Genomic DNA, 19,894 nt, shown 5'->3' with positions numbered 1-19,894 from the left:
ACTACCTCGACTACTTCCACGGCGCGCTGCTCCCGTCACCGTCGGGCCGGTGGCTGCTGGACGACGGCTGGGAATGGGCCCCGTGCGGGGTGGCGGTCGTGCACGACGTGGCGGCGTGGCTGCACGGTGACGCGCACGCGACCGAGCACGGCCGGACGCCGGCCGTGCGGGACGCGTGGGACCTGCCGATGGCGTGGCTGGACGACCGCACGGCCGCGCTCCAGCCGATCGGCGGTCTCGACCGGCCGGCCGTGCCGGGCGTCGAGGTGCACGACGTGGCCGAGGGCAGGCGGGTGACGGCGTTCGCCGGTCCCGCCGGGCGGATGTGGGGCCACGCCGGGCTGCTCTACGTCGCCGCCGCGGCCGGGCTGGAGATCTGGGACCCCACCGCGGGCGCGCGGACGGGCGTGGTCGAGGGCTTCGCGCCGCACGCCCACAACCCGCGCACCGGCAGGTTCGCCGAGCTCGCCGACGGCGGGCTGCGGACGTGGACCCCGTCGCCGTGACGTGGTACGGCATCATGTGCGCGTGCGCGAGACCACGACGGCAAGCCCGTGACCGGCGGTTACCTGAAAGGCCGGATCCGGCGCGAGGACATCATCACGGCGGCGGTCGCGGTGTACGGGGAGGCCGGGTACCACGGCTCCTCGCTGCGCGAGATCGCCAAGCGCGCCGGGATCACGCACGCCGGGCTGCTGTACTACTTCCCCACCAAGGAGGCTCTGCTCGCCGCCGTGCTGGAGCGCCGTGACGCGGAGGACGCCGAGCGGGAGCGGCTGACCGCCACCCCCGGTCTCGACGTCCTGCGCCACTTCGTCGCCCTGGCCGAGCACAACGTGCGCCACCCCGGCATCGTCGACCTGTACTCCCGGCTGGCCGCCGAGGCCGTGGCCGCCGACCACCCGGCGCACGAGTACTTCGTGCGCCACTACCGGGCGGCGCGCGACGGCGTGGTCGGCTCGTTCCGGGCCCTGGCGGACCGCGGCGAGCTGCGCCCCGGCGTCGACCCGGCGGCCGCGGCGCTGGCGTTCATCGCGTTGATGGACGGGCTCCAGGTGCAGTGGCTGACCACGCCGGACGAGGTCGACCTGGTCGGCTCCCTGAGGTTCTACCTGGGCGCGCTGCTCACCGTGCCGCTGGACTGAGCGGGTCCCAGTCGACCGGCAGGGCGGCGGGCGGCTCGACCGTGCTGCCGACGTCCACCGAACGCCCTTCCGCGATGGACCGCTCGATGGCCAGCATCGCGTCCAGCACGTGGTAGGCGAGCTCGCCGGACGCGCGTTCCGGCGCACCGGCCCGGATCGCGCGCGCCAGCTCCAGCACGCCCGTGCCCCGTGAGGCCGAGTGGCCCCGCGGTTCGAGCGTGTGCACACCGTCGGACAGGTGCAGCCCGGTCGTGCCGTCGAACCGGTTGGGATCGGGCAGCACGGCCGTGCCGAGCGTGCCGGCGACCTCGACGAAACCCGTGCGCGACAACGCGGAGTCGAAGCTGAACACCGCCTGCGCGGACCCGCCGCGCTCGAACTCGACCAGCGCCGTCACCGTGGTCGGCACGGTCACCGCGAACTCGACGCCCGCCCGCGGCCCGGACCCGATCACCCGCGTGTCCCGCGCCCGGCCGCCGCTCGCGGTGACCCGGCGGATCGGACCGAGCAGGTGCACCAGCCCGGTCAGGTAGTACGGCCCCATGTCGAGCAACGGCCCGCCGCCCGCCTGGAACAGGAACTCCGGCGCGGGGTGCCAGCTCTCCGGACCCGGTGACTGGAACAGCGCCAGCGCGGTGCGCGGCTCGCCGATCCGGCCGGCGTCGACGGCCCGCCGCGCGGTCTGCCACCCCGCGCCCAGCAGCGTGTCGGGGGCGCACGCGACCCGCAGACCCCGTTGCGCCGCGAGGTCGAGCAGCGCCCGTGCGGCGCGCAGGTCCAGCCCGAGCGGTTTCTCCACCCACACGTGCTTGCCCGCCTCGATCGCGGCCAGGCCGACCTCGACGTGCGCCGCCGGCACGGTCAGGTTCACCACGATCCCGATGTCCGGGTCGGCCAGCAGTTCGTCCACAGTAGACGATCGCGGCACACCGTGCCGGGCCGCCTGCGCCGCCGCCCGCGCCGGGTCGAGGTCGGCGACGGCCAGCACCCGCACGTCCGGGAACGACGTCAGGTTGCGCAGGTACTCCTCGCTGATGACACCCGTGCCGACGACACCGACCCCGATCACGCCCCCACCTCGGCGAGGAACGCGCGGCTGCGGGCGAGACCGGCGAACACGTCACCGTCGTAGGCGTCGAACTCGACCACGCGCAACGCCCGCGGTGCGGCGGCGAGCACCTCGACCACCGGCACGCGGCCCTGGCCGGCCGGGACCTGCCCGGACCCGTCCCGCGCGAGACCGCCGTCCTTGACGTGGATCGCGTGCACCCGGCCGCCGAGCCGGCGCAGCAACGCGGGCGCGTCCTCGCCGCCGACCGTGGCCCAGTAGGTGTCGACCTCCAGCACCACCGCCGGGTCGAGCCGGTCGGCCAGCACCTCGAACGCGCTGCGGCCGTCGACCCGGGAGGCCAGCTCCCACCAGTGGTTGTGGTAGCCGACGCGGACGCCGTGGCGGGCGGCGACCTCGGCGGCGGCGTTGAGCGCGGCGGCGGTGGCGGCGATGTCCGCCGGGTCCCGCCACCGCTCTTCGCCGACGTACGGGTCGATGACGACCTCGATGCCGCACTCGGCCGCGACGGAGAAGACGGTGTCCTGGTCCGCGCCTATGAGCTGCGCGTGTGCGGTCGGCGCGGTGAGGCCGTGCTCGGCCAACGCGGTGCGCAGCACGTCGGCGTTCTCCACCACGCCGTAGGGCTCGACGGCGGTGAAGCCGATGCCGGCCAGGCGGCGGAGGGTGTCGGCGGGATCGGCCGCGAACGCGTCGCGGACGGAGTACAGCTGCACGGACGTTCTGCTCATCACGGGCTCCTGACGTCGGCGTCAGCGCGTGTGGAGCGCTCCCACAGATTTCTACCACCTGGTAGAAATTCAGGCCAGACCCGCCGCGTTCACTCGTCCGTGAAACGGACTTGAACCTGACGTCGCGTGAGGTTCTAAGGTCGGTCCCATGACCGCTGAGGGGGGCCTCGACCAGCCGCGGTGGAGCGTCGGCGCGCTGGCCAAGGTCGCCGGGATGACGGTGCGGACGCTGCACCACTACGACGAGCTGGGCTTGTTGCGGCCGAGCGAGCGCACGCCGTCCGGCCACCGCCGCTACACCGAGGCGGACCTGCACCGGCTCTACCAGATCCGGCTGCTGCGGCAGCTCGGCATGTCGTTGGACGAGATCGGCGACGTGCTGGCCGACGCGGTCGACCCGGCGCCGCTGGCCCGGGTGCTCGCCGGGCACCTGGAGCAGCTGGACGAGCAGGTGTGGCGCCTCAACGCGTTGCGCCGCCAGACGAGGGGTCTGCTCGTCCAGCTCACCGGGCCGACCCGGCCGGACTCGGACCGGCTGCTCGCGTTGCTGGGCAGCACCTCGATCTTCGACCGGCACCTCACCCGGGAGCAGCGCGAGTTCCTCGACCAGCACGCGTTCGACGTCGGCCCGCGGGCGCGGGAACGGTTGGACGAGGAGTGGCCCGAGGTGCTCGCGAAGGTCGTCGAGCACTACCGCGCGGGCGACCCGGTGGACGACCCGGAGGTCCGCCGGACCGCCCGGCGGCTGGTCGACGTCGGCGAGACGTTCGCCGCCGGCGACCGGGAGATCCTGCGCTCGATGAGCGCGTTCTTCCGCGAGCACGGCCGGGGCGTGCTGCGCGACGTGCTGCCGGGTCAGCCGGTGGACGACCTGGGCGACGGCCTGTGGGACTACCTGTCCCGCATGTACGCCGCGCTGTCGCCCGAATGAATCACCAAGGGGGAGAAGAATGTTCCGCAGGACAACCGCGTCCATCGCAGCCCTGGTCCTCGCCGCGAGCCTGACCGGCGTCGCCGAGGCCGAACCCGACCTGGTCCCGACCCTGCCCGCGCCGACCGGCGGCCACCGGGTCGGCGTCACCGCACTGCACCTGGTCGACGCCGACCGCCCGGACCCGTGGCCCGACGCCGGGGGCAGGCCGCGCGAGGTCATGGTCTCGGTGCACTACCCGGCGCTGGACGTCCGCGACCACCCCGTCGCACCGCACCTGACGCCGGGCGTGGTCGCGAGGCTGCCGTGGATCCGGCCACTGGCCTACCCGCACCTGCCGCCCGCCGGCGTCGACTGGGCCGCCACGTCCACCCACTCGCACGTGAACGCGCCCGCGCACCCCGCGCGCCGACCGGTCGTGCTCTACAGCCCCGGTCTGGTCGACCCACGCGCCCTCGGCACCAACACCGCCGAGGACCTGGCGAGCCGCGGCTACGTCGTGGTGACGATCGACCACCCCGGCGAGGTGTTCGCGGTGGACCTGCCCGCCGGGCCGCGGCCGATCGCCCTGCCCGGCAACCCGGCCACCGACCCGGCCCTCTACCGCACCGTCATCGCCACCAGGCTCGCCGACACCGCTTTCGTCCTCGACCGCCTGGAACTGCTCGCCGCGGGCGGCAACCCCGACGCCGACGGCCGCCCCCTGCCCCGCGACCTGGGCCATGCGCTCGACCTGCGCCGGGTGGGCATGTACGGCCAAGGGCTGGGCGGCACGATCGCCGCCGAGGGCATGCACGAGGACCGCCGGATCGACGCGGCGATCAACATGGAGGGCTTCCTCGACTACCACCCGGAACAGCCGGGCCAGGACGGCGAACTGCTGCCCGTGGCCCGTGAGGGCGCCAACCGACCGTTGCTCCTCCTGGGCACGGAGGGCTTCCAGAACGACCGCTACCGCCGCGCGTGGTCCGCCGCGCTCGCCCACGGCTGCGCCCGCCGGCACGTGATCGCCGACGCGAACCACTGGGCGCTGACCGACTTCGCCGCCATCGTCCCGCAACTGCACGCCGCCGGCCTGGTGGACGACCTCGGACGGGACGCCATGGTCGGCCGGGCCACCTCCGTACCGACCGTGCGCCACCACGTGGCGTCCTTCTTCGACCGCCACCTGCGCTGACCGTCGGACGGCCGACGCCTCCGCCACGACGGCGAGGTGCTCGTCCGTGATCCCGGTCGCCGGACCGACCGCGACCAACGCCGTAACGCCACACCGTCGGTCCAGGAAAGCCCTTCGTGCCGACGGGGAGGTCGAAGTCGCCATCCGACCACCGACAACCCGAGCACCGGGCCAACCGTCGCGTTGGCCCGGTGCTCCCACGTCGCAACCCGAGCCGACCCGACCCACTCGGGCCCGTGCGCCGGCTGCGACCGAGCCCTCCGCGCCTTCCGCCCCCACCGCCCTCCCGCGCGCAGCGTGAAGTCCGGTGTGGACACGCCGCTCACCGGGCGCGACGGGTCGCGTGGGCGACCAGCTCCGCCAGCGGCGCCTTCGCGGCCGGGCTCATCGACGACGACCGCAGCGCGCCCAGCGCCCGGTCGGCGCGGAGGGTGATCAGCCGCTCGACCCGCGCCGCCGCCCCGGTCGCGACCACCACGTCCCGCAGCCGCGTCGCGCCCTCCTCGTCCAGCTCCGGATGCCCGTGCAGGGCCGAGATCACCTCGCGCTGCCCCGGGGTCGCCTGCTGCCACGCCAACGCCATCAGCACGGTGGGTTTGCCGCCGCGCAGGTCGTCCAGGTGGGGTTTGCCGGTCACCCCGGGGTCGCCGAACATCCCGAGCAGGTCGTCGCGGAGCTGGTAGGCCTCGCCGACCGGCCGGCCGTACGCACCGCACACCCGCATCAGCGCCGCGTCGCCGCCGGCCAGCGCCACGCCGATGCGCAGCGGCAGCTCCACCGTGTACCGGGCGGTCTTGAGCCGGATCGTCCGCCACGCCGACCGCACCGGGTCGGCCGGTGACCGCGGGTCACCGCCCAGGTCCAGCAACTGCCCGGCGATCAGCTCGGTGCGCATGGTGTGCAACAGCGCCCGCACCGCCCGCCACCGCCGCTGGTCGACGTCGGCCCGGTCGAGCACCTCGTCGGTCCACGTGAAGCACAGGTCACCCGCCAGGATGGCCAGGTTCGCGCCGAACCGCTCGGCGGCGTGCCCGTCACCGGCACCCCGGCCCGCGAACCGCTCGGCGAGCGCCCGGTGCACGGTGGGGCGGCCGCGGCGCAGTTCGGAGCGGTCCATGATGTCGTCGTGCACCAGCGCGAAGGTGTGGAACATCTCCAGCGCGGCGCCGGCCCAGGCCACCGCGCGGTCGTCCGGTGACCCGCCCGCGGCGACGTAGCCGCAGTGGCAGAACAACGGGCGCAATCGCTTGCCACCGGCCACGAACTCCCGCAGCACGTCCACCAGCGGCGGCAGGCAGGGGTCCGGCGCGGTGCGCGCCTTCTCCGCGAGGAATCGGTCGAGCGTCGCGTCCACCTCGGCGCGGACCTCGGCGAGGTCGCCGCGCACGGCGTCGATGACTGTCATGGGACCTCCACAGGCGCGAACAGGACCGGTTCCGGCGAGGACGTGGGGAGGGGACGCGGTGAGTGCACACGGTGACGTTCCGGCGGTCGGACGTGGTCACCTCCCGGCCGTCCGAAGCTAACACCGGTGCGGCGGGACCGGCGGCCGACCGCCGTCGCCGACCCCGTTCGGGGCCGCTCGGACCCGGACTACCTGCACTTCTCGCCCGCACATCCGCCCGGTGACGGTGACGGAGGCGCGTTCGGCGACGCTGAGGCACGACACTCCCCCGATTTCGGGGAACGACACGCACACGACCGGGTAACACCCGGGAACCCGTCCGCGTGAAACGCGTCGGCGCGCTTGTACCGGTCGTCGGGGTGCGGCACGTTCGCCACATCCCCCGTCACCGCAAGGACTCCCGCACCGCATGGAGTGGCTGATGACCGACACCACCACCCTTCCCGGGGCCGTCCGGGCACCGGCGCCCGTGATCGCCGGACCGGCCGACCTGTCGGGTCTGTCAGCCGCCGCGCTGGAGGAGCTGGCGCGGGAGCTGCGGGCACGCCTGGTCGGGGCGGTCACCCGGGCCGGCGGCCACCTCGGGCCGAACCTCGGCGTGGTGGAGCTGACGCTGGCCGTGCACCGGGTGTTCCGGTCACCGCACGACCGGGTCGTGTTCGACACCGGCCACCAGTCCTACGTGCACAAGATGCTCACCGGCCGGGTCGACGGGTTCGCCGACCTGCGCCGCGAGGGCGGCCTGTCCGGCTACCCCAGCCGCGCGGAGTCGCCGCACGACCTGGTGGAGAACTCGCACGCGTCCACCGCCCTGTCCTATGCGGACGGGCTGGCGCGGGCGGCACGGCTGCGGGGCGAGCACGACCGGCACGTGGTGGCGGTGGTCGGGGACGGCGCGCTCACCGGCGGCATGGCGTGGGAGGCGTTGAACAACCTCGGCGACGTGGACCACCCGGTGGTGGTGGTCCTCAACGACAACGGCCGGTCCTACGGGCCGACGGCGGGCGCCGTGGGCAGGCACCTCGCCGCCCTGCGCGCGGGGGCCGGCGCGGGTGTGTTCGCGGACTTCGGGTTGCACTACCTCGGCCCGGTCGACGGGCACGACGTCCTCCGGGTGGAGGAGGCGTTGACCGCCGCGAAGGCGCTGCGCCGCCCGGTCGTCGTGCACTGCGTGACGACCAAGGGCAAGGGTCACCCGCCGGCGGAGAACGATCCGGTGGACCGCCTGCACACCGTGTCCGCGCCGGCCACGTCCCGAGGCCCGGGGTGGACGTCGGTGTTCGGGCAGCACCTGCTGGTGCTGGCCGACCGGCACCCGGACCTGGTGTGCCTGACCGCGGCGATGCTGCACCCGACCGGGTTGACGGCGTTCGCCGAGGCGTTCCCCGACCGGGTGTTCGACACGGGGATCGCCGAGCAGCACACCGTGACGTGCGCGGCGGGGCTGGCCATGGGCGGGCTGCGGCCGGTGGTGGCGGTGTACTCGACGTTCCTGACCCGGGCGGTGGACCAGGTGCTGATGGACGTGGCGCTGCACCGCCTGCCGGTGACGTTCGTGCTCGACCGGGCGGGGGTGACCGGTGAGGACGGGCCGAGCCACCACGGCGTGTGGGACCTGGCGCTGCTGCGCGTGGTGCCCGGGATGCGGTTGGCCGCGCCGCGGGACGGCACGCGGTCGCGCGAGCTGCTGGACGAGGCGGTCGCCGACGACGGGCCGACCGCGGTCCGCTTCCCCAAGGGCGCGATCGGCGCGGACGTCGCCGCGGTGGACCGGCTCGGCGGGGTGGACGTGCTGCACCGGTCGTCGCGGCGGGACGTGCTGCTGGTGACCGTCGGCGCGCTCGCGGCGGACGGGGTGGCCGCCGCGGTGGCGCTCGCGGGCGAGGGCATCGGGGTGACCGTGTGCGACCCGCGGTGGGTGTCGCCGGTCGACCCGGCGGTGGTGGCGTTGGCGGCCGAGCACCGCGTGGTGGTGTGCGTCGAGGACGGCGTGCGCGGCGGCGGGGTCGGCGAGGCCGTGGCCGCGGCGCTGCGGGAGGCCGGGGTGAGCCGTCGGACGCGGGTCCTCGGGCTGCCCGACGAGTTCCTGCCGCACGGGTCGCGTGCCGACATCCTGCGGATGCACGACCTGGACGCCGCCGGCATCGCCCGCGCGGTGGCCCGCTTCCTGCCGGGGTGGGCGTCGTGAGCACCGTCGACCCGGGCGTTCCCGTGATGCCTCCTCCGGTGTTGTCGGGGCGGCGCAGGGCCCGCCGGCTCGTGGTGGGGTCCGGCAACGGCAAGGGCCAGGTCTTCGTCAAGGGCAAGGTCGTCAAGACCGTGCCCGAGCACCGGATCGTGGAGACGCTGATCGAGGAGGCCACGCGCATCGCCGGCGCGGCCGGGAGCGCGCCGGCCCGGGTCGAGCGCGTCGGCCTGGCGGCCGACGATCCGCCGGCCCACCCGAGGAGCGACCACGCACCGCCTGACCGCCATGACCGCCGGCGGGTTCCTCGGCTACCGGGACGAGTGGAAGTGCGATGACGGCAACACCCTGTGGGTGGGCAAGTGACCGAGCAGTCGGCCGTCACCGGCGATCGGCCGCGAACACCCTCGTCAGGTGACGTTCGACCACCGGCGCCACCTCGGCCGGCGCGACCCGACGGCCGAGTTCGGCGGTCAGGGAGGTGACGCCCGCGTCCTCGATGCCGCACGGCACGATGGCGTCGAACGCGGTCAGGTCCGGGTCGCAGTTGAGCCCGAACCCGTGCAGGCTGGTGCACCGCTCGATGCGCACGCCGATGGCGGCGATCTTGCGGTGCTGCCCGTGCGCGCGGGCGGCCGACGGCGGCACCTCCGGTGCGGGTGGCCGGTCGCCGAGCACCCACACGCCGCTGCGCCCGGCGAGCCGCGCGCACGCGACGCCGAACTCGGCGCACGTCCCGATCAGCGCGTCCTCCAGCCGGCGGACGTGGCCGACCGAGTCGAGCGGCACCGGCAGCTTGACCACGGGGTAGCCGACGAGCTGACCGGGACCGTGCCAGGTGATCTCACCGCCGCGGTCCACGGTCAGCACGGGCACGTCGTCGGGCGGGAACGCGGTGGCCTTGGTGCGCTTGCCCGCCGTGTAGACGGGCAGGTGCTCCTGGAGCACGCAGACGTCGCCGATCTCGTCGGCGACCCGCGACGCGTGCAGCCGCCGTTGCTCGGCGTACGCCTCTTCGTACGACACCGCGTCCGGCCCGAAACCGCTGTACAGGAACCGCATCGCAACCCCCCTACGAGTTCCGGAGGTCGGCCGCGGCACGCGAGGTGGTGACGACCCGACCGACGGTCATCACGACGTGCCCCTCGGCCTCCGACCGACCGGTGAACGCCACCGCGGCACCGCGGGCGTCCAGGACGCGGACCGAGTGCCGCACCACGCAGCCCGGCGGGACGGGCCGGTGGAACTCCACGTCCGCCATCGCGCCGAACAGGACCAGCCGGTCGGGGTCGGGCGCGTCCCACGTCGACAGCAGCACGGCGGCCTGGCACCAGGACTCCAGCAGCAACGTGGGCGGGAAGTCGTCGGGCGCGCGGTACCAGGGCTCGTTGGCGCTGACCGCTTTGAGGGCGGTGAGCGCCTCGCCGGGCGTCACGTCGACCACCCGGTCCACCAGCAGCATCGGGTGGCGGTGGGGCAGCACGCGCAGGATGTCGGACGGCATCATCACGGCTCCTCGTAGCGCAGCTTGATCCGGGCCACCACGCCGTCCGCGCCGCTGACCACGGCGGCGCACCGGTCGCCGTCCCAGGTCAGGTCGAGGGTGAGGGTGGTGCCGGGGAAGGTGGGGCGCAGGAACCGGGTGGACTCGATCGCGGCGAGCCGCCGGGCACCGGGCGCCGTGGCGAGGGCGGCGCGGTGCGCGAACTCCACCACGGCCACGCCGGGCAGGACGGGCAGGCCCGGGAAGTGCCCCGCGAACACCGGGTCGTCCGCCGCGAGCCGCACGCGCGCGACAGCCGTCGGGCCGGACCGCTCCACGACCTCGACAGGGGATGACGGGAAACTGCTCACGGAACCTCCACCGGAGACGGGAGGTGGCCGGCGACTTCGGCGTGCCCGGTCACCGGTCCTCCCCCAGCACGCCGAAGTCCGCGGTCACGTCCGGCCAGACGAGGGTGGTCGCGCCCCAGGTCAGGCCGCCGCCGAAGGCCGCGGTCAGGACGCGGTCACCCGCCTTCAGCCGGCCGTGCGCGGCGGCGTCGGCGAGCAGCACGGGGATCGAGGCGGCGGCCGTGTTGCCCACCGCCTCCAGGTCCGCCAGCACCTTCGACCCGGCCAGGCCGAGGCGGCGGGCGACGGCGTCGCAGATGCGCCGGTTGGCCTGGTGCGGCGCGAGGTGGTCGACGTCGGCCAGGTCGAGGCCGGCGCGGGCCAGGGCGTCCAGCGACACGTCCGCCATCCGCTCGACCGCCGCCCGGAACACCTCCTTGCCGCTCATCCGGAAGTAGCGCTCACCCGCGGGCACCTGGATGAGGTCCGCGCCCGTGCCGTCACTGCCCAGCACGCACGGCCCGATCCCGTCCTCGCCCTCACCCACCACCACCGCGCCCGCGCCGTCGCCGAAGATCACCGCCGTGCCGCGGTCGTCCGGGTCGAGGATGGTGGAGAACGCCTCGGCCGCGACCAGCAGCACGGTCCGCGCCGCGCCGCTCGCGATCAGCCCGACGGCGTTGGCCAGGCCGTAGAGGAACCCGGTGCACACCGCCGCCACGTCGTGCGCGGGCACGCCGACCAGACCCAGCCGCGCGGCCACGGCGGGCGCGATCGCCGGGCACGTCCGGTCCGGCGTGGTGGTGGCCACGATCACCGCGTCCACGGCGGACCTCCCGGCCGAGCGCAACGCCCGCGCGCCCGCGTCCGCGGCCAGGTCCGAAGTGGACGTGCCCAGCTCCACCCACCTCCGCGCGCCGATGCCGGTGCGCGACCGGATCCACTCGTCGGAGGTGTCCAGCCGGGTGGCCAGCTCGTCGTTGGTCACGACCCGCCGCGGCACGCTCGCGCCCACGCCGAGGATCACCGACATCGCCCCTCCTTCACGCCTTCGCGATGGCCAGCACCGCGTTCTGGCCGCCGAAGCCGAACGAGTTGCTCAACGCCAGGTCGACCCGCCGCCGCACCGCCGCGGTCGCCACGTCCAGCTCCAATCGCGGGTCGAGGGTGGTCAGGTTGGCGGTCGGCGGCACGACCCCCCGCTCCACCGCCAGCACGGTGAACACCGCCTCCGCCGCGCCGGCCGCGCCCAGCATGTGCCCGGTCACGCCCTTGGTCGACGTCACCAGCGGCCCCGACGGCAGCAGCTCGGCCAGCACCCGCCCCTCGACCAGGTCGTTGAGCTGCGTGGACGTGCCGTGCGCGTTGACGTGCCCGACGTCCGCGGGTGACGCGCCCGCGTCGGCCAGCGCCGCCCGCGTCGCCGCGATCACGCCCCGCCCGTCGGGGTGCGGGTTGGTGATGTGGTGCGCGTCGGCGGTCGCGCCGTACCCGACGACCCGCGCCCGGACCCGCCGCCCGTCGGCCCGCGCGTCCTCGGCGCGCCGCAGCACCAGCACCGCCGCGCCCTCGCCCGCGACGAAACCGTCCCGGTCCACGTCGAACGGCCGCGAGGCCGTCGCCGGGTCGTCCCGCCGCGACAGCGCGCCCATCCGCGCGAAGCCCGCCATGGTCAACGGGTTGAGCAGCGCGTCGACCCCGCCGGCGAGCACCACGTCGCAGCGCCGCGCGGCGAGCAGGTCGCACGCGACACCGATCGCGGTGGCCCCGGACGCGCACGCGGTCGACACCACGAGGTTCGGCCCCCGCAGGCCGAACTCCATCGCGAGCTGCCCGGCCACCATGTTCGGCAGGTGCATGGGCAGCACCAGCGGGGACACCCCGGTCGGCCCGTCGGCCAGCAGCACGCCGTGCTGCCGCTCGAACGTGGCGCCGCCGCCCGCCGACGTGCCGATCACCACGCCGACCCGGGCCGCGTCCTCCGCCGTGACGTCGTCCTCGGCGACCGCCTCCCGTGCCGCGACCAGCGCCAACGCCGAGAACCGGTCGAGCCGGACGGCCCGCCGCGCGCCCAGCAGCGCGTCGGCGTCGAAGCCGGGTACGCGGCACGAGATCGTCACCTCGTGGCCCGCCGACACGGGGTCGTGCGCGGCGGCGGACCGGCCCGCGAGCACCGCCGCCCAGCCCGCGTCCACGCCCACCCCGCCGGGGGTGACCAGGCCGAGCCCGGTGACCGCGACGTCCAGGCCGGTCACCTGCCCGTCCCGGCGCGCTCCTCCATCAGCGCCACGATGTCGCCGACGGTCTCCATGTCGAACAGCTCGTCGTCGCTGATGTGCAGGCCGTGCTCCTTGCCGAGCACCATGGACAGCTCCACGAACGCCAGCGAGTCCAGGTCGAGGTCGTCCTTGGTCGCGTCCGGGGTGATCTGCTCCGGCGCGACCTTCAACGTGTCGACGAGGATGTTCCTCAACGTCTCGTACACAGCGGTCTCCCCTCGTTCACCCGGCTCCTCCCCACCATCGAACCCCATCGCCGGGACCGGCGGTCAACCAGGGAGAACGTGCGGGGTACCCGGCTGGGGGAAGCGGGCGTGGCGGACGCACCGGTGGCGGACGTGACGAGCGGGAATCGGGGCACCGGGCTGGAGGTGTGCCGTCAGCTCGCGTCGCTCGGGCACCTGACCGGGCGGCACGGGCGGGTGGACGTGCCGGTGGACGACGCGGCGATCCACTACGACACCCGGCAGCGCGCGTCGTCGGCCGATCCGGGGGTCGCGCGGGCGGCCGTGGAGACCAACTTCCCCGGGCCGCGGCGGGGCTGCTGCCGCTGCCGCGGGCGGCGCGCAGCCCGCCGGTGGTGAACGTGTCGAGCGAGGCCGGGTCGCCGGCGCCGATGGGCGGCGGGACGCCCGCGTACGGCACGTCGAAAGCCGCGCTGAACGCGCTGACCTCGATGTCGGCCGCCGATCTGCCCGCGATGGAGGTCGACGCCGGGTGCCCCGGCGGGGGCGCCACGGACGTGGGCGGCGCGGGCGGGCGGCCGGTGGAGCGGGGCGCGGCGAGCGTGGTGTGGGCGGCGACGTGGCGCGACGACGGGCCGACCGGCGGGTTCTTCCGCGACGGCGCGGGGGTTCCCCGGTAGCGGTTGCCGGGTACACCGCCGGTATGAAGTGGCGCATCGGTGTGGCGGCGGCGGTGCTGGTGGCGGTCGGGGTGCTGGTCGCGGCGGTCCTGGTGGTGCCCCGGTTCTTCGCGGGCACGGACACGATCGACCGCAGCCGGCCCGCGTTGCTGCAGTCCTTGCGGGACCTGAGCCAGTACCACGCCTCGGCGGGCGACTTCCAGGTGGTGCTCGACATCGAGCGGGACGTCCGGTACGTGCCGTCGGCGCTGGCCGGGCAGCGGACGCTGTTCGTGGCGGCCGGGACCGTGAACGCCTACGTCGACTTCGGCGGGTTGGGCGAGGACGCGCTGGCGGTGTCGCCGACGAACGCCTCCGGTGAGGCGCGGAAGGTGCGGCTGGCGCTGCCGCGCGCGGTGCTGGACAAGCCGAACCTGGACCAGGGGCGGTGTTACGTGTTCGCGCAGGAGCGCGGGCTGTTCGACCGGTTGGCCTCGCTGGTGGAGACCCAGGACCAGCAGCCGTTCTACGTGGCGGCGGAGCAGAAGATCGCGGACGCGGCCCGCGAGTCCGGGCTGGTGCGGCGCGCGGAGGACAACACGCGCAAGATGCTCACCGGCATGTTCGGCGCGCTGGGCTACCAGGTGGAGTTCACGAACCTGGACTGAGCCCGCGCGCCGGCCGGCGTACGCTGCGTGACGATGAGGCGCAAGCTCCGGCCGCCGCTCGACCAGCGCCACGGCCTCGACCCGGCACGGCTGCGACTGCCCGACGACGGGCCGTGGGCGACCGTCCGCGACCACCTGGTCGAGCGCCTGCCCCGGGTCGCGCCCGAGCGGATCGACCTGATGCTCGCCGAGGGCCGGATCTACGACCTGGACGGGCCCATCGCGCCCGACGCGGTGTTCACGCCCGGCGGCTCGGTGTGGTTCCACCGCGACCTGCCCGACGAGGTGGCGGTGCCGTTCGAGATCCGGGTCGTGCACCGCGACGACGCGATCGTGGTGGTCGACAAGCCGCACTTCCTGGCCACGATCCCGCGCGGCAAGCACGTGGTCGAGACCGCGCTGGTCCGGCTGCGCCGCGACCTCGGGCTGCCGCACCTGAGCCCGGCCCACCGGCTGGACCGCGTCACGGCCGGGCTGGTCATGTTCGTCGTCGAACCGGCCCTGCGCGGCAAGTACCAGACGATGTTCGCCGACCGGGCGGTGCGCAAGGAGTACGAGGCCATCGCGCCGCACGACCCCGCACTGACCCTGCCGACCCGCGTGTCCAGCCGGATCGTCAAGGTCAAGGGCGTGATCACGGCGCAGGAGGTGCCCGGACCGCCGAACGCCGAGACGGTCGTCGAGCTGGTCGAGCACCGCGACGGGTGGGGCCGGTACCGGCTCGTGCCGCTCACCGGCCGCACGCACCAGCTCCGGCTGCACATGGCGTCGCTGGGCGTGCCGATCCGCCACGACGACTTCTACCCCGTGCTGCGGGAGAAGCCGTTGGACGACTTCACCGACCCGCTGCAACTGCTGGCGAAGGTGCTCGAGTTCACCGACCCGGTGACGGGCGAGCACCGTCGCTTCACCAGCAGCCTCTCGCTCGACCTCTAGTCCAGGTAGCCGAGCATCTGCGCGATCTGCGCGGTGCGGGAGTTGAAGATCCGCTCCGCCAGGTCCTTCGTCTGCGGGTTCACCCCGCCCTCCCGCTCCAGCTTGGCCATCGCCACCGCGTTGTGCTGGTGGGCGATGAGCAGGTTCAGGAACGCCTTCTCGAACTCGCCGGGCCCGGTCGCGGCGAGTTCCGCGATGGCCTCCGGGCTGGTCGAGTGGTCGCCGCCGTGACCGGCGTGCAGCTGCGGGTTGTCGCCCGCCGACTCCGGCTGCTCCCACTCCGCGAGCCACTTCGTCATGGAGTCCACTTCGGACAGCTGGGTGACCTCGATGGCCGAGGCCAACGTCTTCACGTCCGCGCGCACCGGCCGGTCCTTCGCCAGCCGCACGATCTCCAGGCCTGCCCGGTGGTGCGGCACGGCCATCTGCAGGAACATCACGTCGGTCTCGTTGAACTCGTCGGTCTCCACCACGGTCGACACCGGCGGTGGCGGGACCGCCGCGGTGGTGAAGCCGCAACCGGCCAGCACGAGCACACCGGCCACCAGGGCTGCGAGACGTCGCAAGGGTCGTCCTCTCGGCCGGGCGACCCGCCCGCACCGTCACAGGGTCGGCGCGGACGGGTCGCGCATCCGGTCCCCGTCAGGGGGTCAGAGCCGCTGCCACAGCGACGCGGTGTTCGGCGGTTCCCAGCCCACGAGGGACGTGTGGGCCTGGATGCAGCGGTAGCTGACGCCGCCGTAGGTCACCGTCGAGCCGACCGAGTACGCGGTGTTGGGCGCCCACGTGCCGCCGACCGGCGGCTGGGACGTGGTCGTCGTGGGCCGCGTGGTGGTGGTCGTCGGCGTGGTCGTGGTGGTCGGCGTGCCGCCACCGGAGCCCACCTGGAGGTCGACGCACGAGTAGAACGCCATGGGCGTGTCGGCGATGTTCCACACGGCCAGCAGCTTGATCCGGCCGGTGCGCCCGCCCAGGCTCACGTTGTGCGTCACGGTGGCCGCGGGCTGCCGGCCGCCGTCGTTGAACTCGGCGATCTTGGTGCCGCCGACGAAGTACTGCCACGTGGTGGTGGAGTGCCGGGCGGTGAGCGTCCAGTTGAACGTCACGTTGTTGCCCACCGAGGTGGTGGGCCAGGCGCGGCTGTCGTCGTTGAGCTGGGCGAACTGGCTCAACCCGGCGTGGCAGTTGTACTGGCCCTTGGGGCCTTCCACGCTCTGCGGCTCGTAGACGATGGGACCGCAGTTCGAGATCCGCCCCTGCGCGCACATCGCCTGCCGGCTGGGCGGCGAGGAGATGTAGCCGTGCGCGCTCGCCGTTCCCGCCGACATCACGACGAAGAACGGGGTGATGCCCACGGCGGCCAGCGCCACCGCGAGCTTGCGTTTCAGGCTCATGTGTCCAGCTCCTTCGGAGGAGATCCCGGGTGAGGGGTCTCCCAGGCAGGGTCCATTTCCGCGGCGGCCGGAACACGCGTTGCGTGACGATCGTGGGACCGTCCGTCACGCACCGCGACGTGGTCTAGACCATAATCGGGAACGTCATCCGGGTCAAGGATCTGAACCGACTGGTCCAGCCGGCCGTAACCCTGACTGTGAACGCACACCACGACGACTCAATTGGCCACATCGGTGCACTGCGGCGCGCGGTTGCCTGACACTGGTCCACATGGAGGAGCACAAGGTCATCACTGACGACGGCCGCGTGTTGTGGGCGGTCGGGCAGGGGCGCGGCGAGCCGCCGCTGGTGCTGTGCCACGGCGACGCCGGACCGCCGGACGTGTTCGACGGGCTCGTCGGGCTGCTGGCCGACCGAGTCCGGGTGATCCGCTGGCACCAGCGCGACGACCCCGGGTGCCCGACCGCCCGTGCGGTCGCCGACCTCGACTCGGTGCGGGCGCACTTCGGCCTGGCGGAGATGGCCCTGCTCGGCCAGGGCGGGGGCGCGGACGTCGCGCTGCACTACGCGCTGGCGCACCCGGGCCGGGTGTCGTCGCTGGTCTACGTCCCCGGCGTGGGCCTGGACGAGCCGGGACTGGTCGCCCGCTGCCGCGGGCTGGACGTGCCGACGCTGATCGTGGACGGCGCGGCGGACGTGCGGCCGCGGTGGGCGGTGGACTCGCTGGCCGAGGCGCTGCCGGACGTGGCGCGGGTCGTGCTGCCCGGCGCGGGCGACGTGCCGTGGGTCGGGTCGCCGGGGTCGTTCGGGTGGGCCGTGCTCGCGCACCTGGCGCGGTGAGCCGGGACGGGGACCGGCGGCGACCCCCGTCCCGGGCTCGCTCAGCAGTACAGGTTGTTGCCCGCGGGCACGCCGAGGATGCCGACGAACCGCTGGTAGGCGTCGACGCGGCTCTGGACCTGCGCCGGGTTGCGCCCGCCGCACTCCAGCGACCCGTTGATGCTGCGGATCGTCTCGCCGAAGCCGTAGCCGTTGACCATCGCGTTGTGCGGGGTCATCGTGCCGGGACCGGACTGGGTGTTCCAGTACCAGAGGGCGGTCTTCCAGGCCACCGAGGCGTCGTTCTGCACCAGCCACGGGTTGGTCAGCAGCGGCAGGCCGAGGGCGTCACCCGCGGCCTTGTAGTTGAAGTTCCAGCTGAGCTGGATGGGACCGCGGCCGTAGTAGGCCGCCTGGCCGGCGGGGCAGCCGTAGGGCTGACCCGCGTCGCAGTAGTGCGGGTAGTTCGCCTGGTTCTGCTCCACGATGTGGACCAGGCCGCCGGTCTCGTGGTTGGCGTTGGCCAGGAACGCCGCCGCCTCCTGCTTGCGGACGGTGTCCGAGCCGGTCTTGGCGAAACCGGGGTACGCGCTCAGCGCCGCGGTGAGCCCGGCGTAGGTGTAGAAGGGGTTCCGGTTCGGGAACATCTGCTGGAACTGCGCCTGGCTGACCACGAAGCCGCCGGTCGCCGGCGGGGTGGTCGTGGTGGTCGGCGGGTTCGTGCCGCAGGTGTAGGGCTCCCAGTACCAGGTGCTGATCGTGGGGTCGTAACCCGGGTTGTCGTGCTCGGCGATGTAGTAGAGGCCGTTGGTGTACTTGACGATGCTGCCCGCGGCGTAGAACTGGCCCTGCACCCAGTTCGGGTGGTTGCACGTCGTCGGCGGCGGGGTCGTCGTGCCGCCGCACGTGCCCTGGTCGGCCCAGACCGCGGCGGTGCCGGGGGTCTCGTTCTGGGTCCACCACTGGGCTCGCCAGTTCTTGTTGTTGTAGGACGCCGTCATGCCGCCGGTGTAGACGGCGGACGAACTCCACGCGGACGCGCACGCGGCGGCGGAGGCGGAGTTGGCCGCGACGACGGTCAGCGCGGCCCCGACCACGACGGCGGCGATCGCCGCCACCAGGCGGATTCTCGACACGTGATCACTCTTTCCGGTTGGGGGCGGCCCTCGGACGTGACTGGGGCCAGTCAACCGGAAATGGTCTACACCAGTCAAGAGTGCGCCTCGCTTTCCCGTCGGGAACCGACCAGTGAGCTGGCGATTCTCGTGAGAGCGCGGCCATCGCCGAGGCGTGCGGTTGAATGAACGGCGTGCAGTGGGCGCGGTACTGGCGGGCGGCGGATCAGCCGGTCGAGGCGATGCACGCGCACTTCACGTCCCACCGCTACCACCGGCACAGCCACGACGCCTACTCGTTCGGCGTGACGGAGCAGGGCGCGCAGGCGTTCCGGTGCCGGGGCGGCTCGCACCTCAGCGCGGCGGGCACGGTGCTCGCGTTCAACCCGGACGAGGCCCACGACGGCCGCACCGCCACCGAGGACGGCGTCACCTACCGGATCGTCCACATCGGACCGTCGTTGGTCGCCGAACTGCTGCCGCGACTGCCGCTGTTCCGCGACCCGGTGGCGCACGCCCCGGAACTCGCCGACGCGCTGCGCCGCCTGCACACCGCCTTGCAGGACGGCAGCCTCGCGCGGGACGAGCACCTGATGCGCGCCGTGCGGGCGATGGCGGCCCACGTGATGCCGCTGCCCGCCGCGACCGGACGACCGGGCAACGCCTCCGCCGCCCGCGACCTGATCGAGGCCCACTGGGCCGACGACGTCACCACCGGGGACCTCACCGCCGCGACCGGCCTGAGCCGGTTCGCGCTCTACCGCGCGTTCCGCGCCGAGTACGGCCTCTCCCCCAGCGACTACCAGCGCCAACGCCGGTTGCGCGCGGCCAGGCGACTGCTCGCCGACGGCCGCACGGCCGCCGAGACGGCGGCGCTCACCGGCTTCGCCGACCAGGCGCACCTGACCCGCTGGTTCCGCCGCTGCTACGGCATCACCCCGGCCGCCTACGCCCGTTCCGCGACCTGAGCCACACGACGGAACGCTCGCCGACACCGATCTCGTCACGGTGTGGGCCTGTCGGGCGGCGGTCTTCGCGCCGTCACCGAGGCCGACGGCACCCGGCTCGTGCTCGCCGAGGTGGTCGACGGTCGGCGCCACCTCGTGACCGTCGAGGCCGAGCCGGTGTGGACGAGCGACCCGTTGGTGCACGACGGCGAGCGCGTCACCCACGTGGTCCGGGACGGCGTCGCCACGCCGACCTCCACCACGCCGGTCCTCGCCGAGCGGAACGCCCCGGCCCACCAGGTGGACCCGGCGGCCCGCGGCTGACGCGGTCGGCCGCCGCCACCCGGGCGAATCGACGCGGCGATCCGGGGGAACACTTCACATAACTGTGTTGTGTTTTCGTCCGATCGCCGCT

24 protein-coding genes and 1 pseudogene are annotated in these 19,894 nt (G+C 74.0%); 13 read left to right on the top strand and 12 right to left on the bottom strand.

Annotated features, from left to right (window positions below; genetic code table 11):
- Positions 1-98 precede the first annotated feature (98 nt).
- Together FHX81_RS31995 and FHX81_RS31990 are read left to right on the top strand one after the other, a co-directional pair.
- Positions 99-506 carry a hypothetical protein gene (locus tag FHX81_RS31995; protein ID WP_141982195.1) on the top strand — a complete coding sequence of 136 codons (408 nt, stop codon included), beginning with the start codon at positions 99-101 and terminating at the stop codon, positions 504-506.
- A 48-nt stretch (positions 507-554) separates the two neighbouring features.
- A complete protein-coding gene (locus FHX81_RS31990; protein ID WP_141982194.1) occupies positions 555-1,145 on the top strand; it encodes a TetR/AcrR family transcriptional regulator in 591 nt (196 codons plus the stop codon).
- Here the strand turns inward: FHX81_RS31990 and FHX81_RS31985 are convergent.
- A complete protein-coding gene (locus tag FHX81_RS31985; protein WP_141982193.1) occupies positions 1,126-2,214 on the bottom strand; it encodes a Gfo/Idh/MocA family protein in 1,089 nt (362 codons plus the stop codon). The two genes, FHX81_RS31990 and FHX81_RS31985, sit on opposite strands and share 20 nt — an antisense overlap.
- On the bottom strand, positions 2,211-2,945 hold the full coding sequence (locus FHX81_RS31980) for a sugar phosphate isomerase/epimerase family protein (RefSeq protein ID WP_141982192.1): 735 nt from the start codon (positions 2,943-2,945) through the stop codon (positions 2,211-2,213). The genes FHX81_RS31985 and FHX81_RS31980 overlap by 4 nt, the downstream gene beginning before the upstream one ends.
- A gap of 148 nt (positions 2,946-3,093) precedes the next feature.
- Here FHX81_RS31980 and FHX81_RS31975 point away from each other — a divergent pair, with 148 nt between their 5' ends.
- Both FHX81_RS31975 and FHX81_RS31970 read left to right on the top strand, forming a co-directional pair.
- The gene (locus FHX81_RS31975; protein WP_141982191.1) at positions 3,094-3,876 is read left to right on the top strand and encodes a MerR family transcriptional regulator; all 783 of its coding nucleotides are present in this window, start codon (positions 3,094-3,096) and stop codon (positions 3,874-3,876) included.
- Positions 3,877-3,895: 19 nt separating this feature from the next.
- Positions 3,896-5,053 (top strand): alpha/beta hydrolase, encoded by a 1,158-nt coding sequence (locus tag FHX81_RS31970; protein WP_141982190.1) that lies wholly within the window; start codon positions 3,896-3,898, stop codon positions 5,051-5,053.
- A gap of 322 nt (positions 5,054-5,375) precedes the next feature.
- Here the strand turns inward: FHX81_RS31970 and FHX81_RS31965 are convergent, their stop codons facing one another.
- Positions 5,376-6,458, bottom strand: coding sequence for a polyprenyl synthetase family protein (locus tag FHX81_RS31965; protein WP_141982189.1), 1,083 nt, complete (start codon positions 6,456-6,458; stop codon positions 5,376-5,378).
- Between the two features lie 421 nt (positions 6,459-6,879).
- Between FHX81_RS31965 and FHX81_RS31960 the strand changes: the two genes are divergently transcribed.
- Both FHX81_RS31960 and FHX81_RS31955 read left to right on the top strand, forming a co-directional pair.
- Positions 6,880-8,646, top strand: a complete 1,767-nt coding sequence (locus FHX81_RS31960; RefSeq protein ID WP_141982188.1) for a 1-deoxy-D-xylulose-5-phosphate synthase — start codon at positions 6,880-6,882, stop codon at positions 8,644-8,646.
- 68 nt (positions 8,647-8,714) lie between these two features.
- Positions 8,715-8,843 (top strand): annotated as a pseudogene (locus FHX81_RS31955) (flavodoxin-dependent (E)-4-hydroxy-3-methylbut-2-enyl-diphosphate synthase); the annotation flags it as partial.
- 181 nt (positions 8,844-9,024) lie between these two features.
- On the opposite strand, the gene lipB reads toward FHX81_RS31955, so the two are convergent.
- The 6 genes from lipB to FHX81_RS31925 are packed head-to-tail and all read right to left on the bottom strand — an operon-like array spanning position 9,025 to position 12,961.
- Positions 9,025-9,705, bottom strand: coding sequence for a lipoyl(octanoyl) transferase LipB (gene lipB / locus FHX81_RS31950; protein ID WP_141982187.1), 681 nt, complete (start codon positions 9,703-9,705; stop codon positions 9,025-9,027).
- 10 nt (positions 9,706-9,715) lie between these two features.
- Positions 9,716-10,150, bottom strand: coding sequence for a 3-hydroxyacyl-ACP dehydratase FabZ family protein (locus FHX81_RS31945; RefSeq protein ID WP_141982186.1), 435 nt, complete (start codon positions 10,148-10,150; stop codon positions 9,716-9,718).
- On the bottom strand, positions 10,150-10,497 hold the full coding sequence (locus tag FHX81_RS31940) for a 3-hydroxyacyl-ACP dehydratase FabZ family protein (protein ID WP_141982185.1): 348 nt from the start codon (positions 10,495-10,497) through the stop codon (positions 10,150-10,152). Before FHX81_RS31940 ends, FHX81_RS31945 begins: the two co-directional genes overlap by 1 nt.
- Positions 10,498-10,546: 49 nt before the next feature.
- A complete protein-coding gene (locus FHX81_RS31935; protein ID WP_141982184.1) occupies positions 10,547-11,509 on the bottom strand; it encodes a beta-ketoacyl-ACP synthase III in 963 nt (320 codons plus the stop codon).
- A gap of 10 nt (positions 11,510-11,519) precedes the next feature.
- Positions 11,520-12,731, bottom strand: a complete 1,212-nt coding sequence (locus FHX81_RS31930) for a beta-ketoacyl-[acyl-carrier-protein] synthase family protein (RefSeq protein ID WP_141982183.1) — start codon at positions 12,729-12,731, stop codon at positions 11,520-11,522.
- Positions 12,728-12,961 (bottom strand): acyl carrier protein, encoded by a 234-nt coding sequence (locus FHX81_RS31925; RefSeq protein WP_141982182.1) that lies wholly within the window; start codon positions 12,959-12,961, stop codon positions 12,728-12,730. Before FHX81_RS31925 ends, FHX81_RS31930 begins: the two co-directional genes overlap by 4 nt.
- Positions 12,962-13,069: 108 nt before the next feature.
- On the opposite strand from FHX81_RS31925, the gene FHX81_RS41445 reads away from it, so the two are divergent.
- The 4 genes from FHX81_RS41445 to FHX81_RS31910 are packed head-to-tail and all read left to right on the top strand — an operon-like array spanning position 13,070 to position 15,203.
- Positions 13,070-13,339, top strand: coding sequence for a Rossmann-fold NAD(P)-binding domain-containing protein (locus tag FHX81_RS41445; RefSeq protein ID WP_211363613.1), 270 nt, complete (start codon positions 13,070-13,072; stop codon positions 13,337-13,339).
- A complete protein-coding gene (locus FHX81_RS41440; protein ID WP_211363612.1) occupies positions 13,336-13,620 on the top strand; it encodes a Rossmann-fold NAD(P)-binding domain-containing protein in 285 nt (94 codons plus the stop codon). Before FHX81_RS41445 ends, FHX81_RS41440 begins: the two co-directional genes overlap by 4 nt.
- Positions 13,621-13,643: 23 nt before the next feature.
- Positions 13,644-14,267: a DUF4230 domain-containing protein gene (locus FHX81_RS31915; RefSeq protein WP_141982180.1), complete on the top strand. Its 624-nt coding sequence runs from the start codon at positions 13,644-13,646 to the stop codon at positions 14,265-14,267.
- 33 nt (positions 14,268-14,300) lie between these two features.
- A complete protein-coding gene (locus tag FHX81_RS31910; RefSeq protein WP_141982178.1) occupies positions 14,301-15,203 on the top strand; it encodes an RluA family pseudouridine synthase in 903 nt (300 codons plus the stop codon).
- Here the strand turns inward: FHX81_RS31910 and FHX81_RS31905 are convergent.
- Positions 15,200-15,769 carry a DUF305 domain-containing protein gene (locus FHX81_RS31905; protein ID WP_141982176.1) on the bottom strand — a complete coding sequence of 190 codons (570 nt, stop codon included), beginning with the start codon at positions 15,767-15,769 and terminating at the stop codon, positions 15,200-15,202. The two genes, FHX81_RS31910 and FHX81_RS31905, sit on opposite strands and share 4 nt — an antisense overlap.
- 84 nt (positions 15,770-15,853) lie before the next feature.
- The gene (locus FHX81_RS31900) at positions 15,854-16,597 is read right to left on the bottom strand and encodes a lytic polysaccharide monooxygenase (protein ID WP_141982174.1); all 744 of its coding nucleotides are present in this window, start codon (positions 16,595-16,597) and stop codon (positions 15,854-15,856) included.
- Between the two features lie 271 nt (positions 16,598-16,868).
- Between FHX81_RS31900 and FHX81_RS31895 the strand changes: the two genes are divergently transcribed.
- Positions 16,869-17,438, top strand: a complete 570-nt coding sequence (locus tag FHX81_RS31895) for an alpha/beta fold hydrolase (RefSeq protein ID WP_141982172.1) — start codon at positions 16,869-16,871, stop codon at positions 17,436-17,438.
- 41 nt (positions 17,439-17,479) lie between these two features.
- Here FHX81_RS31895 and FHX81_RS31890 read toward each other — a convergent pair whose 3' ends face one another.
- On the bottom strand, positions 17,480-18,553 hold the full coding sequence (locus FHX81_RS31890; protein WP_141982170.1) for a glycoside hydrolase family 19 protein: 1,074 nt from the start codon (positions 18,551-18,553) through the stop codon (positions 17,480-17,482).
- Positions 18,554-18,717: 164 nt separating this feature from the next.
- Here FHX81_RS31890 and FHX81_RS31885 point away from each other — a divergent pair, with 164 nt between their 5' ends.
- Positions 18,718-19,500 (top strand): AraC family transcriptional regulator, encoded by a 783-nt coding sequence (locus tag FHX81_RS31885; protein WP_141982169.1) that lies wholly within the window; start codon positions 18,718-18,720, stop codon positions 19,498-19,500.
- Between the two features lie 42 nt (positions 19,501-19,542).
- Entirely contained in the window at positions 19,543-19,803 is a 261-nt protein-coding gene (locus FHX81_RS31880) for a hypothetical protein (RefSeq protein WP_141982167.1), read from the top strand.
- Positions 19,804-19,894 lie beyond the last annotated feature (91 nt).

This window comes from Saccharothrix saharensis, assembly GCF_006716745.1.
GTDB classification, from domain to species: domain Bacteria; phylum Actinomycetota; class Actinomycetes; order Mycobacteriales; family Pseudonocardiaceae; genus Actinosynnema; species Actinosynnema saharense.
This window is presented reverse-complemented; position numbering and strand designations above follow the sequence as displayed.

What these genes read in the sequence shown, in the direction of transcription:
- FHX81_RS31980 (WP_141982192.1), bottom strand. Translation starts at nt 2,945, where the DNA reads ATGAGCAGAACGTCCGTGCAGCTGTACTCCGTCCGCGACGCGTTCGCG.
- FHX81_RS31975 (WP_141982191.1), top strand. Translation starts at nt 3,094, where the DNA reads ATGACCGCTGAGGGGGGCCTCGACCAGCCGCGGTGGAGCGTCGGCGCG.
- FHX81_RS31970 (WP_141982190.1), top strand. Translation starts at nt 3,896, where the DNA reads ATGTTCCGCAGGACAACCGCGTCCATCGCAGCCCTGGTCCTCGCCGCG.
- FHX81_RS31965 (WP_141982189.1), bottom strand. Translation starts at nt 6,458, where the DNA reads ATGACAGTCATCGACGCCGTGCGCGGCGACCTCGCCGAGGTCCGCGCC.
- FHX81_RS31960 (WP_141982188.1), top strand. Translation starts at nt 6,880, where the DNA reads ATGACCGACACCACCACCCTTCCCGGGGCCGTCCGGGCACCGGCGCCC.
- lipB (WP_141982187.1), bottom strand. Translation starts at nt 9,705, where the DNA reads ATGCGGTTCCTGTACAGCGGTTTCGGGCCGGACGCGGTGTCGTACGAA.
- FHX81_RS31945 (WP_141982186.1), bottom strand. Translation starts at nt 10,150, where the DNA reads ATGATGCCGTCCGACATCCTGCGCGTGCTGCCCCACCGCCACCCGATG.
- FHX81_RS31935 (WP_141982184.1), bottom strand. Translation starts at nt 11,509, where the DNA reads ATGTCGGTGATCCTCGGCGTGGGCGCGAGCGTGCCGCGGCGGGTCGTG.
- FHX81_RS31915 (WP_141982180.1), top strand. Translation starts at nt 13,644, where the DNA reads ATGAAGTGGCGCATCGGTGTGGCGGCGGCGGTGCTGGTGGCGGTCGGG.
- FHX81_RS31910 (WP_141982178.1), top strand. Translation starts at nt 14,301, where the DNA reads ATGAGGCGCAAGCTCCGGCCGCCGCTCGACCAGCGCCACGGCCTCGAC.
- FHX81_RS31900 (WP_141982174.1), bottom strand. Translation starts at nt 16,597, where the DNA reads ATGAGCCTGAAACGCAAGCTCGCGGTGGCGCTGGCCGCCGTGGGCATC.
- FHX81_RS31895 (WP_141982172.1), top strand. Translation starts at nt 16,869, where the DNA reads ATGGAGGAGCACAAGGTCATCACTGACGACGGCCGCGTGTTGTGGGCG.
- FHX81_RS31885 (WP_141982169.1), top strand. Translation starts at nt 18,718, where the DNA reads ATGAACGGCGTGCAGTGGGCGCGGTACTGGCGGGCGGCGGATCAGCCG.